Annotated in this window: 12 protein-coding genes; 11 read left to right on the forward strand and 1 reads right to left on the reverse strand. The window is 67.9% G+C overall.

The annotated features are described in order from the left end of the window. A partial coding sequence (locus BLR02_RS24490) for a 3-hydroxyacyl-CoA dehydrogenase NAD-binding domain-containing protein (protein ID WP_143018290.1) occupies positions 1-329 on the reverse strand: 329 nt, incomplete at its 3' end. 680 nt (positions 330-1,009) lie between these two features. Here BLR02_RS24490 and rfbC point away from each other — a divergent pair. The 11 genes from rfbC (at position 1,010) to BLR02_RS24540 (ending at position 14,508) form a co-directional block, all read left to right on the forward strand. Then, on the forward strand, positions 1,010-1,591 hold the full coding sequence (rfbC, locus tag BLR02_RS24495; RefSeq protein ID WP_090665005.1) for a dTDP-4-dehydrorhamnose 3,5-epimerase: 582 nt from the start codon (positions 1,010-1,012) through the stop codon (positions 1,589-1,591). 2 nt (positions 1,592-1,593) lie between these two features. Then, on the forward strand, positions 1,594-2,655 hold the full coding sequence (gene rfbB / locus BLR02_RS24500) for a dTDP-glucose 4,6-dehydratase (protein ID WP_090665006.1): 1,062 nt from the start codon (positions 1,594-1,596) through the stop codon (positions 2,653-2,655). Then, positions 2,655-3,548, forward strand: coding sequence for a dTDP-4-dehydrorhamnose reductase (gene rfbD / locus BLR02_RS24505; RefSeq protein WP_090665007.1), 894 nt, complete (start codon positions 2,655-2,657; stop codon positions 3,546-3,548). The genes rfbB and rfbD overlap by 1 nt, the downstream gene beginning before the upstream one ends. Next, positions 3,545-4,414, forward strand: coding sequence for a glucose-1-phosphate thymidylyltransferase RfbA (gene rfbA / locus BLR02_RS24510; protein WP_090665008.1), 870 nt, complete (start codon positions 3,545-3,547; stop codon positions 4,412-4,414). The genes rfbD and rfbA overlap by 4 nt, the downstream gene beginning before the upstream one ends. Positions 4,415-4,683: 269 nt before the next feature. Continuing rightward, positions 4,684-5,181 (forward strand): hypothetical protein, encoded by a 498-nt coding sequence (locus BLR02_RS24515; RefSeq protein WP_143018291.1) that lies wholly within the window; start codon positions 4,684-4,686, stop codon positions 5,179-5,181. A gap of 240 nt (positions 5,182-5,421) precedes the next feature. Further along, positions 5,422-7,065 (forward strand): glycosyltransferase family protein, encoded by a 1,644-nt coding sequence (locus BLR02_RS24520; RefSeq protein WP_090665010.1) that lies wholly within the window; start codon positions 5,422-5,424, stop codon positions 7,063-7,065. 1 nt (position 7,066) lies between these two features. Then, positions 7,067-9,925, forward strand: coding sequence for a glycosyltransferase (locus BLR02_RS24525; RefSeq protein WP_090665011.1), 2,859 nt, complete (start codon positions 7,067-7,069; stop codon positions 9,923-9,925). Between the two features lie 19 nt (positions 9,926-9,944). Beyond that, complete coding sequence (locus BLR02_RS24530; RefSeq protein WP_090665012.1) at positions 9,945-11,105, forward strand: hypothetical protein; 1,161 nt, start codon at positions 9,945-9,947, stop codon at positions 11,103-11,105. After that, on the forward strand, positions 11,095-11,874 hold the full coding sequence (locus BLR02_RS29775; protein ID WP_176849796.1) for a hypothetical protein: 780 nt from the start codon (positions 11,095-11,097) through the stop codon (positions 11,872-11,874). Before BLR02_RS24530 ends, BLR02_RS29775 begins: the two co-directional genes overlap by 11 nt. A 62-nt stretch (positions 11,875-11,936) precedes the next feature. Beyond that, complete coding sequence (locus tag BLR02_RS29780; RefSeq protein ID WP_176849797.1) at positions 11,937-13,052, forward strand: AGE family epimerase/isomerase; 1,116 nt, start codon at positions 11,937-11,939, stop codon at positions 13,050-13,052. Positions 13,053-13,164: 112 nt separating this feature from the next. Continuing rightward, a complete protein-coding gene (locus tag BLR02_RS24540) occupies positions 13,165-14,508 on the forward strand; it encodes a GT-D fold domain-containing protein (protein ID WP_143018292.1) in 1,344 nt (447 codons plus the stop codon). Positions 14,509-14,568: the final 60 nt, after the last annotated feature.

Here is a 14,568-nt window from a genome sequence, read left to right on the forward strand (position 1 = left end):
GCCCGGGCGACGCCCTCAGCGGCGGCAAAGACATATTGCAGGTCGGCATGGCCATCGCCGCGGCGCGACGGGGTGCCGACGGCGAGGAAGACGCAGTCCGCCCCCTCCATCGCCTCCTCGAGGCTGGTGGTGAAGCTCAGCCGGCCGTCCTTCTGGTTGTCGATCACCAGCTTGTCGAGACCCGGCTCATAGATCGGGATCACGCCGCGGTGCAGCGCCTCCACCTTCGCCGGATCAGTGTCCACGATGCAGACATTGATGCCGAACTCGGCAAAGCAGGCACCAGACACCAGCCCAACATAGCCAGCCCCGAGAACTGCAATCCTCATCGCGCATACTCCTGTTGCAAACCTGTTGCAGGGCTGAAGTGCCAGCCAAGCATGCCGGCATCAGGCCGGACTTCAGGAATTGCGGTGGTGCTGGGCTGGTCCATACAACGCCGCATGGTTGCGAGGGAATATTAGGTCAGCGGGCGCGATCAAACCACGTTGCGCACCCTCTCTTGGTGAGGAGCCAAGCGGCGGGAGGACTTCTCCGCCCCTGGATCTGGGCTGGAACATGCGGCGGCGTCTGGGTTGGGCGTGGAGGCGGGCTGTGACGGCGGCTGGTCCTCAGGGAAGAACACACTACCGGTCCGAACCCGGTTGATCGCTAAAGGCTGGCCTTCTGGAGAGGCCGATTTTATAAAACCGCGAAGTCTTTCATGCTCGGCAGCCGAGCGTAAAATGGAGATAGAACATGCCGCTGCCACAAAGCTCTTCCTCAGTCATTAATGGATAGGGGCGGGCAGTCTGCAGGATACTTCGTGGTGATCTTGCTAAAATCAGTTGTCGGGAACATTCTCATCTATGATTTTTACTAACATATTAATAGACGATATTCCTGCGGGATGCCGTAATTCAGGATTGCGATCGCGTTTTCGTGTGCTACAACTCGCCGCGCTGCGGCGTGGCGGTGCATGGAGGCGAGGTCGGTGTCAGTGTCCCTCAGGCAGGATGGCCCGCAGCCCATGACGAGCAGCGGCAACCAGACGGCGACGCGGTTCGCGGTGGCGGGCCCGGTGCTGGTGGCGTCGCGGCGGTTTGGTGACCATCGCGGCTTCTTCGTCGAGAGCTACAGCGCGCGCGACTTCGCCGCGATCGGCATCGCCGATGTCTTCGTGCAGGACAACCACTCGCGCTCGGAGCAGGCGGGGACGGTGCGCGGGCTGCACTTCCAGCTGGCGCCGCACGGCCAGGCCAAGCTGGTGCGGGTGCTGCGGGGCGCGATCCTCGACGTGGCCGTCGACATCCGCCGCGGCTCGCCGACCTATGGCCGGCATGTGGCGGCGGAGCTGACGGCGGAGAACGGGCACCAGCTCTATGTGCCGGTGGGCTTCGCGCATGGCTTCTGCACGCTCGTGCCGGAGACCGAGGTGGCCTACAAGGTCACCGACTACTACGCCCCGGAGTGCGACCGCGGCATCGCCTGGAACGACCCGGACCTTGCCCTGCCCTGGCCCTTCGACGCTGAGGCGGTGCAGCTCTCCGACAAGGACCGCCGCGCGCCGCGGCTGCGCGACATTCCGCCCGCCTTCGAGTGGGGGATCTAGGCATGCGCATCCTCGTCACCGGCGGGGCCGGCTTCATCGGCTCGGCCGTCACCCGGCTCCTGGTGCTGGAGCGCGGCGCGACCGTGCTCGTGGTCGACAAGCTGACCTATGCCGGCGACCGGCGCTCGATCCGCGACTGCGAGGGGCGGCCCGGCTTCGCCTTCCTCGAGGCGGATATCTGCGACACGGCGCGGATGCGCGCCGCCATGGCGGAGTTCCGGCCGGATGCGGTGATGCACCTCGCCGCCGAGAGCCATGTCGACCGCTCCATCACCGGCGCGGCGGACTTCATCGAGACCAACATCAACGGCACCTTCTCCATGCTGGAGGCGGCGCGCGGCTACCATGCCGGGCTGGAGGGCGAGGCGCGGGCGCGCTTCCGCTTCCACCACATCTCGACCGACGAGGTCTTCGGCTCGCTGGGTGAGACCGGGGCCTTCAGCGAGACCACGGCCTATGACCCGCGCTCGCCCTACTCGGCGAGCAAGGCAGCCTCCGACCACCTGGTCCGCGCCTGGCACGAGACCTATGGGCTGCCGGTGCTGGTGACGAACTGCTCGAACAACTACGGGCCGTACCACTTCCCCGAGAAGCTGATCCCGCTCATCATCCTCAACGCGCTCGATGGCAAGCCGCTGCCGGTCTATGGCGATGGCAGCAACATCCGCGACTGGCTGCATGTCGAGGACCATGCCCGCGCCCTGGTCGCGGTCGTCGAGCAGGGCCAGGTCGGCGAGACCTACTGCATCGGCGGCCGGGCGGAGCGGCGCAACCTCGATGTGGTGCAGACCATCTGCGACCTGCTCGACGAGCGCCGGCCCGGCGCGGCGCCGCGGCGGGGGCTGATCCAGTTCGTCACCGACCGGCCGGGGCATGACCAGCGCTACGCCATCGACTGCAGCAAGATCGAGCGCGAGCTCGGCTGGCGGCAGCAACAGAGCTTCGAGACCGGGATCGCGGCGACCATCGACTGGTACCTGGCCAATGAGTGGTGGTGGCGGCCGCTGCGCGAGGGGCGGTACAGCGGCGAGCGGCTCGGCCTCATGGCCGGGGCGGCCGGCTGATGCGCGTCCTCGTCATCGGCCGCACCGGCCAGGTCTCGACCGAGCTGCTGGCGCGGCTGCCGGCGGCCGGCCACGAGGCAACCGGGCTGGAGCCGCCCGGGTTCGACCTGACGGATGCGGCGCAGGTCGAGGCGGCCTTCGCCCGGTACCGGCCGGAGGCGGTGATCAACGCCGCCGCCTATACCGCCGTCGACCGCGCCGAGGATGACCGGGCACCCGCCTTCGCGGTGAACGCCACCGGGCCGCGGCTGCTCGGCGAGGCGGCGGCGCGGGCCGGGGTGCCGGTGATCCACTACTCGACCGACTATGTCTTCGACGGGGTCAAGGGCAGCCCCTACACCGAGGCCGACGCGCCGGCCCCCGTCGGGGCCTATGGCGCCTCCAAGCTGGCCGGCGAGCTGCTGCTGCACCTGGCGCAGCCGCGCAGCGTGACCTTCCGCACCGCCTGGGTCTGCTCGGCGCATGGCAACAACTTCGTCAAGACCATGCTGCGCTCTGGGCGGGAGCGGCCGGAGCTGCGCGTCGTCGCCGACCAGCACGGCGCGCCGACCTTCGCCGACGACCTCGCTGATGCCGCCATCGCGCTGCTGCCGCGGCTGGCGGCGGCGCCGGCGGGCGAGGACTGCTTCGGCGTGTTCCACCTGACCGGGCAGCCCTACACCACTTGGCACGGCTTCGCCGAGGCGATCTTCGCCGGCGCCGCCGCGCGCGGGCAGGCGGCACCGAAGCTCACGGCGATCACCACCGCCGACTACCCAACCCGGGCCACACGGCCGGCCAACTCGCGCCTCGACTGCAGCCGCGCGGCGGAGCGCCTCGGCATCCAGGCCGCCGACTGGCGGCGGGGCCTCGACCGCTGCCTCGACGCGCTGCTCAAGGAGACCACCCCATGAAGGGCATCGTGCTGGCCGGCGGCAGCGGGACCCGGCTCTACCCGGCAACGCTCGCCGTCTCGAAGCAGCTGCTGCCGGTCTATGACAAGCCGATGGTCTACTACCCGCTCTCGGTGCTGATGCTGGCCGGGATCCGCGAGATCATGGTGATCTCGACGCCGCATGACATGCCGCTCTTCGAGCGGCTGCTGGGCGATGGCAGCCAGTGGGGCATCCGCCTGACCTACCAGGTGCAGGACAAACCGAACGGCATCGCCATGGCGCTGGTGCTGGCGGAGGAGTTCCTGGCCGGCGAGCCCTCGGCGCTGGTGCTCGGCGACAACATCTTCCACGGCCATGAGCTCGACCTGCGGATGGCGGAGGCCCAGGCGGCGCATGGCGCGGCGGTGTTTGCCTATCGCGTGGCGGACCCCGAGCGCTACGGCGTGGTGGCCTTCGACGCGGACGGCCGGGCGCTGTCGATCGAGGAGAAGCCGGCGCAGCCGAAGTCGGACTGGGCGGTAACCGGGCTCTACTTCTACGACGGCCGGGCGCCGGCCATTGCGCGCAAGCTCTCGCCCTCGCCGCGGGGCGAGCTCGAGATCACCGACCTGAACCGGGTCTATCTCGAGGAGGGCACGCTGCGCGTGGCCCGCCTCGGGCGGGGCTATGCCTGGCTCGACACCGGCACGCACGACAGCATGCTGGAGGCGGGCGAGTTCGTCCGCGCCATCGAGAAGCGCACCGGGCAGAAGGTGGCCTCGCCGGAGGAAATCGCCTGGCGCCGCGGCTTCATCACCGACGAGCAGCTGCTCACCATCGCCAAGCCGCTGATCAAAAGCGGCTACGGCCAGTACCTGATGCATATGCGGGAACAAGAGCGGTAGGCCTGCTCCCGACAGGCATTGCGGCAGCCGGGGCTTCGGAGTGCCGGCGCGTCCCGAGAATGGGACGAATCGTGATTTAATGGGCGTGTCATCTCGGCGTCGGGACCAGGAGAGCATGAACGGCCCGGCATGGACTGGAGCCTGGCTGCCGCCTACGGCAGCGACCCTAATTTGTGGTACGACATCAAAACGACTTCCGTGTCCGCCCGGGAATGCGTAAAGAGGCTCATCGTCGATCTTGTTGGGAAATCGATATGAGTGCTTCCTTGATGTCCAGCACCCTGCCGGCGGGGCCTGGGCAGAAGCCGGCTCCAGGAGCGGTGTTCGACCTCGGGGTCAGCCGCCTGTTCGGCCATGGCGACCTGGGCGATGAGGGCATGGTGTCGGGCTGGGCGGTGCCCGAGGACAACCACAACTGGAATGACGGTATCGAGGCCTCCTTCGTACTCGCCGTGAAGGCCGGCGGCGGGGCTCTCGAGCTGGTGGTCGAGGGTGTGCCCCTGACCGGCGAGACATGCCCGAGCCAGAATATCACGCTCTACGCGAATGGCTTCCGGGTGGGCTTCTGGTGCCTGAACGAGGGTGGTCCCCAGCGGCTGACCGCGCGGATCGAGCCCGAGCAGGTGTTCTGGCGCGGCAAGCTTGGCTACATCAAATGCGTCTGGGTCATGCCGAACAGCGTCCGGCTTTCCGAGATCCGGGATAGCACCGATACGCGCCAGCTGGCCTTCTGCTTCCGTTCGATCCTGCTTCGGGACGTGCCGTAGGGCCTGCTGCTGCCGGTCGGCCGCCCTTGTCTGCTCTCCGCACAACAGGTGGCCACTGTTCTCCGGTGTGGAGGGCGGGTGGGGCGCCCGCGTCCAGGCACCCGGATGAAGACCACCCCCGGAGCCGTCCTTGAGGAGGCTCAGGCTTTGGCTGCCCGGGGCCAGGCATGTCGCGCTGCGGCCTTGCCGCGGGGTTCCGAAGTCGTCCTGCACTGATACGGGTCAGAGGAGGAATGCGCCATGAAGGGTCATATCGACCTGGTCACGCCTGAAGGGCTGGTGTCAGGCTGGTGCTGGGACGAGACATCGCCTGGCGCCAGGGTCCATGTCACCATCGTCGTGGACGGCGTGGATATGGGCAGCACCCTGGCCTGCCTGTACCGGGGCGACCTGAAGCAGGTCGGGATCGGCGACGGGCACCACGCCTTCCAGCTCACGCTCAGCCAATTCCCTTTCGCCAACAGGCGGGAGCAGCGGGTCACGCTGATCGACACCGCGACCCGGACCATCATCTGTCCGCCCTTCATCCTGCGGAGCAAGGTCACCGCCGATTTCGATGGAAGGCTCGAGCAGCTGGAACTCCGCAGCCGCCTTCTCGAGGAGCGGCTGAAGGAGGAGGTGGCGCCCAACGGTGACGCAGCCTACGCCGAGCTGTTCTCGGTCATCGGCCACTTCTTCTCTGGTCTGTCGCAGAACATCGCGCAGGGACGGCATCTGGGTGCAGGCCAGACGCTGGATGCCATCCTGAAGGGGGCCGCGAGCACCTTCCCGCCGCTCCACTTCGCCGAGCCGGAGCGGCACGAGCTGACCATCCTGATCGAGGCGTCCGTCCCGTTGCGGCAGCTGCATGCCTGCCTCGCGCGGCTCAAGGCCGCGAATGCCGATTCGGTTGCCCGCATATTCGTCATCGACACCGGCCTGGTGGACGAGGTCGCCCTGATCCCGGGTATCGCGCGGGGTGTCGGCTATGTGCGGGCTGCCGCGGATCTCTGCTCCGAATGGGCGACGCTGCTGCGGGCGGATCGCGCGGAGTTCGTGATGCTGCTGAGCGGCCGGGCGATCGTCGGTGAGACCTTCATCGACGAGATAACCGGCACCTTGCGGATCTTCGACAATGCCGGCGCGGTCGGCGGCTGTGCCGTGAAGGCCGATGGCGCGCTGCGGCATGGCGGCCTGACCCTGCAGGACGGAACCCTCCTGGACTGTGTGCAGTCCGGCCATCCTGAGCCCGGGGCGGACCTTGCCGTGCTGCAGCCGATGCACGCGCTGTCGCATCAGGCGGTGTGTTTCCGCAGCGCTGCCCTGCGCCATGCCGGTGGCCTCGATGACGTGTATGGCGATGAACTCGGCGCTGCCATCGTCGATCTCTGCTTCCGCATGCGGGGGCAGGGCTGGACCGTATTGAGCCAGCCCCTGGCGAGCCTGTCCCTGCAGCCGAGCTTTACCGGCGAAGGCTGGATGACGCGGGCCTTGCAGATGCCCTCCCGGGCGGGGGATTTGCTGCGAAGCCGCTGGTTCGCCCATGAGGGGGCTACGGTACCGCTGCGGCACGGCACCCAGGCCGTTGTCCTCGGCCATCCCGGCAACACCCAGGACGACCTTGCCGCCGCCCTGCACCTGCAGCATGCGGGCTACAGGGTTGTCTACGTCACCTCCGTCGATCACGACGTCTATGACCTTTCCATGTTTCGGCGGATCGGGGTCTCCATCATCAGAGGCGGCGAGGTGGCCGCTGCCCTGATGGCCGCACCAGGCATCCTGATCTTCGCCGCCGAACGCGCGCCCGTGCTGCGGAAACGCGCGAAGGACAGCACCCTGGTCATCGGGATGAGGGCGCTGAAGCGGGTGGTTCACGCCCCGCAGCCGCTCGAGCGGGCCGGCTGACATGGACGGATTCTCCGCCGCCCCTGGCGTCATCGATACGGCCCCGGCCGGAGACGTCCTGAACTGCCTGCAGCCGATCCTGGACGGGAAGGCCGTGGCGGTCTGGGGCGGCGACGCTGAAGGATGCCGCGAGGCGCTATGCACCGCTGCCGGTATCCGGCGCGCGCCGCGGCGGCGCTGGACCAAGGGGGAGGTGCTGATCTGCCTCGATCCAGGGCGTGCGACGGAGTTCTGCCGGCTGCCGATCACGGCCGCCGCCCTGGCGGCGGGCGATCTGGTGGTGGCGCTCAGCGACATGCCGAGATTGCCGGAGGCGCCGGAGGCGGCGCATGCGGCCCGTTACGCCTGCCGCCTGGTCAGGGGCGCGATCGTTCAGGACAGCCGCTTCCCACGGAGCCGGGTCCTGACGGCCCAGCGGCCGGTCATCGCACCGGCGCCTGATTTCCATATCCTGATGTGGTCGTCCGAGCCGCTGCCCGCGCTGGCCTCGGGCCTCCATGAATGCAACGGCCCTGGTGAGGTGAGCGTCCTCGGCGCCGGGCCGGAGATGGGGCTGGACAGGGTGGAGCGGCCTGTCGCGGGCGCCGTCGCCCTGGCAAACAGGCTGCTCAAGGTCGAGGACCGGACTCTCGAATTGCGCCGCGAGATCCGGGCGCTGAAGGCGCGGCTTGCCGAGCGAGGCGGGGCGGGCCCGGCTGCTGCCAGCCATCTCGATGCCGCTGCGGCGCGGCACTCCTGGCCGCTTGCCGAGACGCCGGGGCGGGACCCTGCGGCGCTCGGCCTCTATGACCGCCGGCCGGATGACGCGGCGATCCTCGCGGCGCAGGCCGGGCTGGAATTCATGGAGGCGCACGGCCTGCTCGGCCAGGCGCCGGATTTCGGCCGGGCGGTCGGGACGCTCAACGCCATGCCGCGGGCGCTGAGGCTCGAGGCGGAGGCGCCTGACGTCTCCATCGTCATCCCAATCTACGGCCAGCTTCCCTATACGCTGAACTGCCTGCACAGCCTGTTCATGCATCGCTCGCGCTACTCGGCCGAGGTCATCGTCATCGACGACTGCTCGCCGGACCGGTCGACCGAGGAGCATGTGCCGCATATCGCGGGCGTCCGCTTCCACCGGCAGGAGAGGAATGGCGGCTTCATCCAGAGTTGCAACACGGGCGGCGCGCTGGCGAAGGGCCGCTACGTCCTCATGCTCAACAACGACACCCGCGTGGTGGATGAGTGGCTGGACGAGTTGATCGACGGGTTCAGCCTGTTCCCGCGGGCCGGGCTGGTCGGCTCCAAGATGCTGTATCCGGATGGCTCGCTGCAGGAGGCCGGAGGCATAGTCTGGCGCGACGGCGGGGCCTGGAATTACGGCCGCAACGACGATCCGAACGACCCGCGCTACTGCTTCGCCCGCCAGGTCGACTACATCTCGGGCTGCTCCGTCGTCCTGCGGAAGGATGTCTGGGACGAGCTTGGTGGCTTCGACCCGCATTACGCCCCGGCCTATGCGGAGGATGTCGATCTCTGCCAGCGGGTGATCTCGCGCGGGCTGGAGGTGTGGTTCCAGCCCCGCTCCCGTGTCGTCCACTATGAGGGCAGGACATCCGGTACCAGCACCTCGGGCGGCGTGAAGGCCTATCAGGTGACGAACCTGCGCAAGCTCTTCCTGCGCTGGCGCGACCGGTTCGAGAATTTCCGCCGGAACGCGGAGGCGCCCTATCTCGAGCGGGAGCGCCATGTCCGCAAGCGCATACTGTTCATCGACGCGGTGACGCCGACACCGGATCAGGATGCCGGTTCCGCGCAGATCGTCATGGCGCAGCGCTGTGCGCAGGCCGTGGGGTACAAGGTCTGCTTCGCTCCGGAAGATAACTGGCTCTTCGATCCGCGCTACACGCCGTGCATGCAGCGCGAGGGCGTGGAATGCTTCTATGCGCCCTTCGATGTCGGCCTGGACAACTACCTGGGCCGCTACGGCAGCCTCTTCGACATCGTCATGGTCTACCGCGTCAACGTCCTGCACAAGGCCTTGCCCGCGATCCGCCGGCTCGCCCCGCAGGCCCTGGTGCTGTTCCATGTGTCCGACCTGCACTACCTGCGCCAGCAGCGGCAGGCGAGGCTGGACGGCGACACGGCAGCCCTGCAGGCGGCCGAGAACCTGAAGGTCCTCGAATTCGACATGGTGCGGGAGAGCGACTGCACCATCACCCATTCGACGGTCGAGGCGGAGATCCTGGCGCAGGAGGTGCCGGAGGCGCCGGTCACGGTCTGGCCGCTGATGTCGGAGGTGGCCGGCACCACGACCCCCTTCGAGGCGCGGCGCGACATCTGCTTCCTTGGCGGCTACCGCCATCCACCCAATGTGGATGCAGTCTTCTTCTTCGTCCGCGAGGTGCTTCCGCTCATCCATGCGGAGCGGCCGGAGATCCGCTTCATCATCGCCGGCGCCAACCCGACGGCGGAATTGCTGCAGCTTGCGAGCGACCGGATCATCGTGACCGGCATGGTGGACGACCTGGCGGATGTCTTCGACAGGTCCCGCGTCTTTGCCTGCCCGCTGCGCGCCGGCGCCGGTGCCAAGGGGAAGGTGATGTCGGCGCTCTCCTACGGCCTGCCGGTTGTCTCCACCGCCATCGGCGTGGAGGGGGCAGGGCTGGAGGCGGACCGGCATGTGGTGGTGGCCGACACGCCGGAGGCGCTCGCCGCAGCCTTGCTCCGGGTCTATGACGACCGCCTGCTCTGGCAGGCCTTGTCGGACGCGGGCCAGGACCTGGTGCGCGAGCAGTTCTCGCTCGCCATGGGCAAGCGGCAACTCTCGGAGGCGATCGAGAAGGGCTATCGCAAGCGGCTGGGCCTGCTGGATGCCTGACCGGAATCCCCCGGCTGCCATGGCGCCGCCCATGCCGGCCTGCATCGGCCAGGCCGAGCTCCTGTTCGAGCGCAACATCGAGGGGTGGTGCTGGTACCCGGATGCTCCGGCCGAGCGTGCGCTGGTCGACCTCGTGGTCAATGGGGGGGTCCTGGCCTCGACGAAGGCGGCCCGGATGAGGACCGACCTGCGCGAGCTGACGGGTTGCGATGGCTATTGCGGCTTTATCTTCTCCCTGGGCGAGGTGATCGCGGAGCATCCGGGCGGCGTCGTGATCGAGGTCAGGGAGCGGCGCCTGCGGCAGACCATCGGCCGCATCCTCCGCCCGCAGCCCTTCATCGCCCTGCCGCTCGAGGCGAGGCTGCTCCAGGCCGAGGCTGCGCTGGATGCGGCCTCGGGACGGGCAGCCAATGTGGCGCGGCACGGCATCCGCGACATCGCCGGGCCCCTGTGCCGGCTGGGCCAGACCTTCCGGCACCTGTCGCGCGGCCGAGGACGCCCGTCCGGGGCGGCGTCCGGCATCGGCATGGCCTCGTCGCTCGAGGCGTTGCGGGAGATCCCGCTGGCCGATCTGTTCCATGCCGACCGGCCGCATGTCAGCATCCTGGTGCCTCGTGGCCCGGCCGCCCGGTCCTGGGATGGGCTCGGCCTCGACCGGGTCCTGACCTTGGCGGCCCGCCTGCTGCGCCCGTTGGGGGCTGAATTCCTGCTGACCGGGGACGGCGCCGAACCATCGGACCTGCTGCTGCCCGTGCGGCTGCGCCACCTTCGGGTCATCCAGGCAGCAACCCGGTCCCATGCCGACGCCCTCAACGCTGCGGCCCTGTCCGCCCGTGGCAGATGGCTCGCCTTCGCCTGGCCCGGGCGCCTTGCCACCGCCGGCCTGATGGAGGCTTGCAGCGAGGCCGCGGCGGGGACCGTCTATATCGATGCCGCCGCGGCCCAGGCTGGCCCTCCCGGCGAGCCTGGTCCCCTGCAGCGCCACGGGTTGATGGTCCTCTGCGAGCGGGCCCTGTTCGAGGATTGCGGCGGCTTCGATGTCGGGCTCGATGGCGGCGCCATGTGGACGGACTTCCTGCAGCGGGCCTCCGCGCTGGATGCGAGGATCGTGCGGTGGCAGGCACCTCGGATGGCGTTTCAGCCGAGCCAGGGGACGGGCGAGGTTGCGCATGTCCGGTGATGCCCGGCTATCGGCCTGCTCCACCGCACCGTTCCGGGCCGCCGAGTTCCGCAGCAGGGAGGAATTCGAGAGCTACTTGAAGGAGAACGAGCGGCTGATGGCCGACCGGTGGCTCCATGAACAGTCGCTGGCGTCACGATCGGACCGGGTCGTCCTGGACGGGACATGCGGGCTGTGCCTGGAGGAGGCCGAGTTCACCTCCCATACGGATGGTGGCGAAGCCACGGCAGCGGGGCGGGTGCCCAACTGGCGCGAGGGCATGATGTGCAGCTGCGACCGGCGGCTGATCAACCGGCAGCGCGCGCTCCTGCATTATGTCCTGGACACCGGTGCCCTCGAGCCCTGGATGCGGGTTCTTGGCCTTGGCGACATGGCGGCCATGCAGCCCGTGCTGCAGACCTGCTCGGCAAGGCTCGTCAGCGGGCCGGGCGCCCTGCTGCAGGCCGCGCGGGAGCGGGATGGCCTGAAGAACCCGGACTACCACCTGATCCTGTCGGCGGACCAGTTGACCAGGGCGACGGCGGTCAAGGACCTCTTCGCCATGCTCAGGCGGATCCTGGTCAGCGGCGGGCAGTTCGTGTTCACGGCTGCCTTCGATCCTCGCGCCGCGCCGGGCGAGGCTGCGGGTCCCGACCGTCCGTGCGACTGGTCATTGATACCGCAGCTTCTGGATGGCGGCTTCGCCAACGCCAAGGCTTGTCTCTACTGGTCGGAGGAGTTCGGCTATCTGGGGCCCGGGAACTTCATCTTCGCCGCACAGGCAGCATGATGTCGCCTCCCGGCCGGGGCGTCCCGGCCTCCGGCTTCAGTGCAGTTTGGGAGTATGGTCCGATGGGGCACGGCAATCTGATCGCCTGGATGCGTGACCTGGCCTTGCCCTATTGGGCCGAGCAGGGGCGCGATGCCGGGACCGGCCTGTTCCAGGAGCGGCTGCTGCCCGACGGCACGCCCGATCACGCGGCGACGCGGCGGGTGCGCGTGCAGGCGCGGCAGATCTATGTCTATGCGCATGCCTCGGTGCTGGGCTGGTATCCGGACGGGGCAGGGCTGGCGCTGCGGGCCTGTGACGGCTTGGTGGAGATCGCCCATGCGCCGGACGGGCGAGGCGGCTTCATCCACAGCTTCGGCCCGGACGGGCGGGTGGAGAACCCGCTGCGTGATGCCTATGACCACGCCTTCCTCGTCCTGGCCTTCGCGTGGCTGCTGCGGGCGACGGGCGAGCCGCGCGTCCGGCAGGCGCTGGAGGCTGTGCTCGGCTTCGTCGATGCGGAGATGACCGCGGCGGATGGCAGCCTGCTGGAGGGCGTGCCGGCCAGCCTGCCGCGCCGGCAGAACCCGCAGATGCACTGGTACGAGGCGATGCTGGCGCTGATGGAGGTGGGCTTCCCCGGTGCGGCCGAACGCGCCGCCCGCCATCGGGCCCTGTTCGAGACCAGGCTGTACGACCCGGTGACGCGAAGCCTCGGCGAGTACTTCACCGATGACTGGGCGCCGGCGCCGGGTCTCGCGGGGGCGATCCTGGAGCCCGGGCATCATGCCGAATGGGTCTGGCTGCTGCGCCGGCACGAGGCGCTGGCCGGTCTGCCACGAAGCCCGATTGCCGGCGCCTTGCTGGAGACCGCCCTGCGCTGGGCGGACCCGGCCACGGGTCTGCTGGTCGATGAGGCCTTGCGAGACGGCGGCACGCATCGCGGGACACGGCGGACCTGGCTGCAGACGGAGTTGGCGAAGGCCTGGCTGTCGGAGGTGGAACTCGGCGGCCTGGGCGCGGCCGAACGGGCGCAGGCCGCATTGGCTGCGCTGGACCGGTACTACCTGCGGCAGCCGATCGAAGCCGGATGGGTTGACCAACTCGACCAGGAGGCACGAGCGCTGCCCGGCCCGATCCCTGCCAGTACATTATATCACATCTTCGTCGCGGTCAGCGAAGCGGCACGTGTCCTGTGAGCCGGGATGATCCTGCGTCCGGTGGCGAACTCGCCAGACGGATGCCCAGTTCGCATGAAAACTTGAAATCCAATGCTGCCAGTCTCGACGCGGGAAGGGATCATCGGTGGGCATGCCGCGCATTGAAGCCTTGAGGTTGGAGCAGGGTTGGGAGAGCGCAACATCCCTGCCATGCTGGTCCATCGGCTCGGGATGCTCCTTGACGATAAAGCTGGCCGAGGGAACTCATGTCCAATCCCCCGGCACCGAGCTGGAATTGAATTTTGCCCTGTGTGCATTTGTCCCGAAGTCGAAGGGATGCCGGCGCTTCGTCTTCGTGGTGGATGGGGTGGTTGCCTCTACGCATTACGCGTATTTGCAGAAGGTCCGGACCTACAAGATAGGCATCCCCTTGGATGTGGTTCGGCCGGAAGGGCTGCGTATCCACATCCTGACCGATGATGCGCCTTCTCCCGCGGAAGCCGGTGAATCGCCCGATGTCCGCCGGATCGGCATATATTTGGCTGAGGTGACATTATCGGTCCGGCCGGCGAATGCCGCACCGAAAATCTCCTTTATCGAGGCGGGCCGGAGTTTCGCGGCCAAATTCTGGCCGGCGCCGTTTTCGACCGATCCCTGGAACAACACCGGCCATCTGGTGGGCCGCATACGCTCTCACATCCAGCGGATGGAACCTGCGAGCTTCATAAGGTTCGGTGACGGCGAGGGTCGAATTTTTGCGTATCCGGACTGGCTCAGCGGGGCGGAAATCCTGCATGAGGTCATCCGCTATCAGTTCGGGCCCTATGTCCTGGACAGGGCGGAGCAGATATTGGGGTGTGATGAGCCTGGCATGGCGTTCCAGGGTGTCATGACCGAATTGCGGCGCCTGCTCGAGGCATCGCTCAGGAATGCGGATGGCGTGGGGCTGCCGACGGCAATCCATTTCAGCCAGGAAGCGACGACTGAAAAGCTGAATGGCTATGTGGGATTTGCGAGTGCGTTGGTCAACGGCGCCAGGATCGCTCATCACCTCAAGGCGGAGGACTTTTTCGATACCTTTGCCTTCCGTGGCGTCAGCCGCAAGGGAGGCTTCAACGAGATACTGAAAGGGCTTCCGTTTCTGGGCATCGTTTATCACACGGATGTCGGCGATGCGCTCCGTAAGACCTTCGATATCAGGCGTACGTCCTTCTTTAAGATACCATCGCACCACTCCTTCAAGGTTGGTGACGGCGAGGGCGGTGTTTCCCATTTCCCGGAAGCCTACCGGGACATGGTGAAAAGCATAACCGTGCCATCGCAAGGCTCGGTGTTTCTGGTCGGCGCCGGATATCTGGGGAAGGTCTATTGCGACGTGATCAAGGCGCGCGGAGGCATCGCCCTGGATGTGGGCTCGGTGCTGGATGAATGGACGGGTCTGGGCCGTACCGATGTCAGCGCCGCGATGCGCCTGCCCTCATTCCAGCCCCACTGATGACGCCGAGCGGCATTGTTCGGCATCAGGTGCCGTCCGGCAGCGAGCTTAGGGCCCAAG

Source organism: Belnapia rosea (assembly GCF_900101615.1).
GTDB classification, from domain to species: domain Bacteria; phylum Pseudomonadota; class Alphaproteobacteria; order Acetobacterales; family Acetobacteraceae; genus Belnapia; species Belnapia rosea.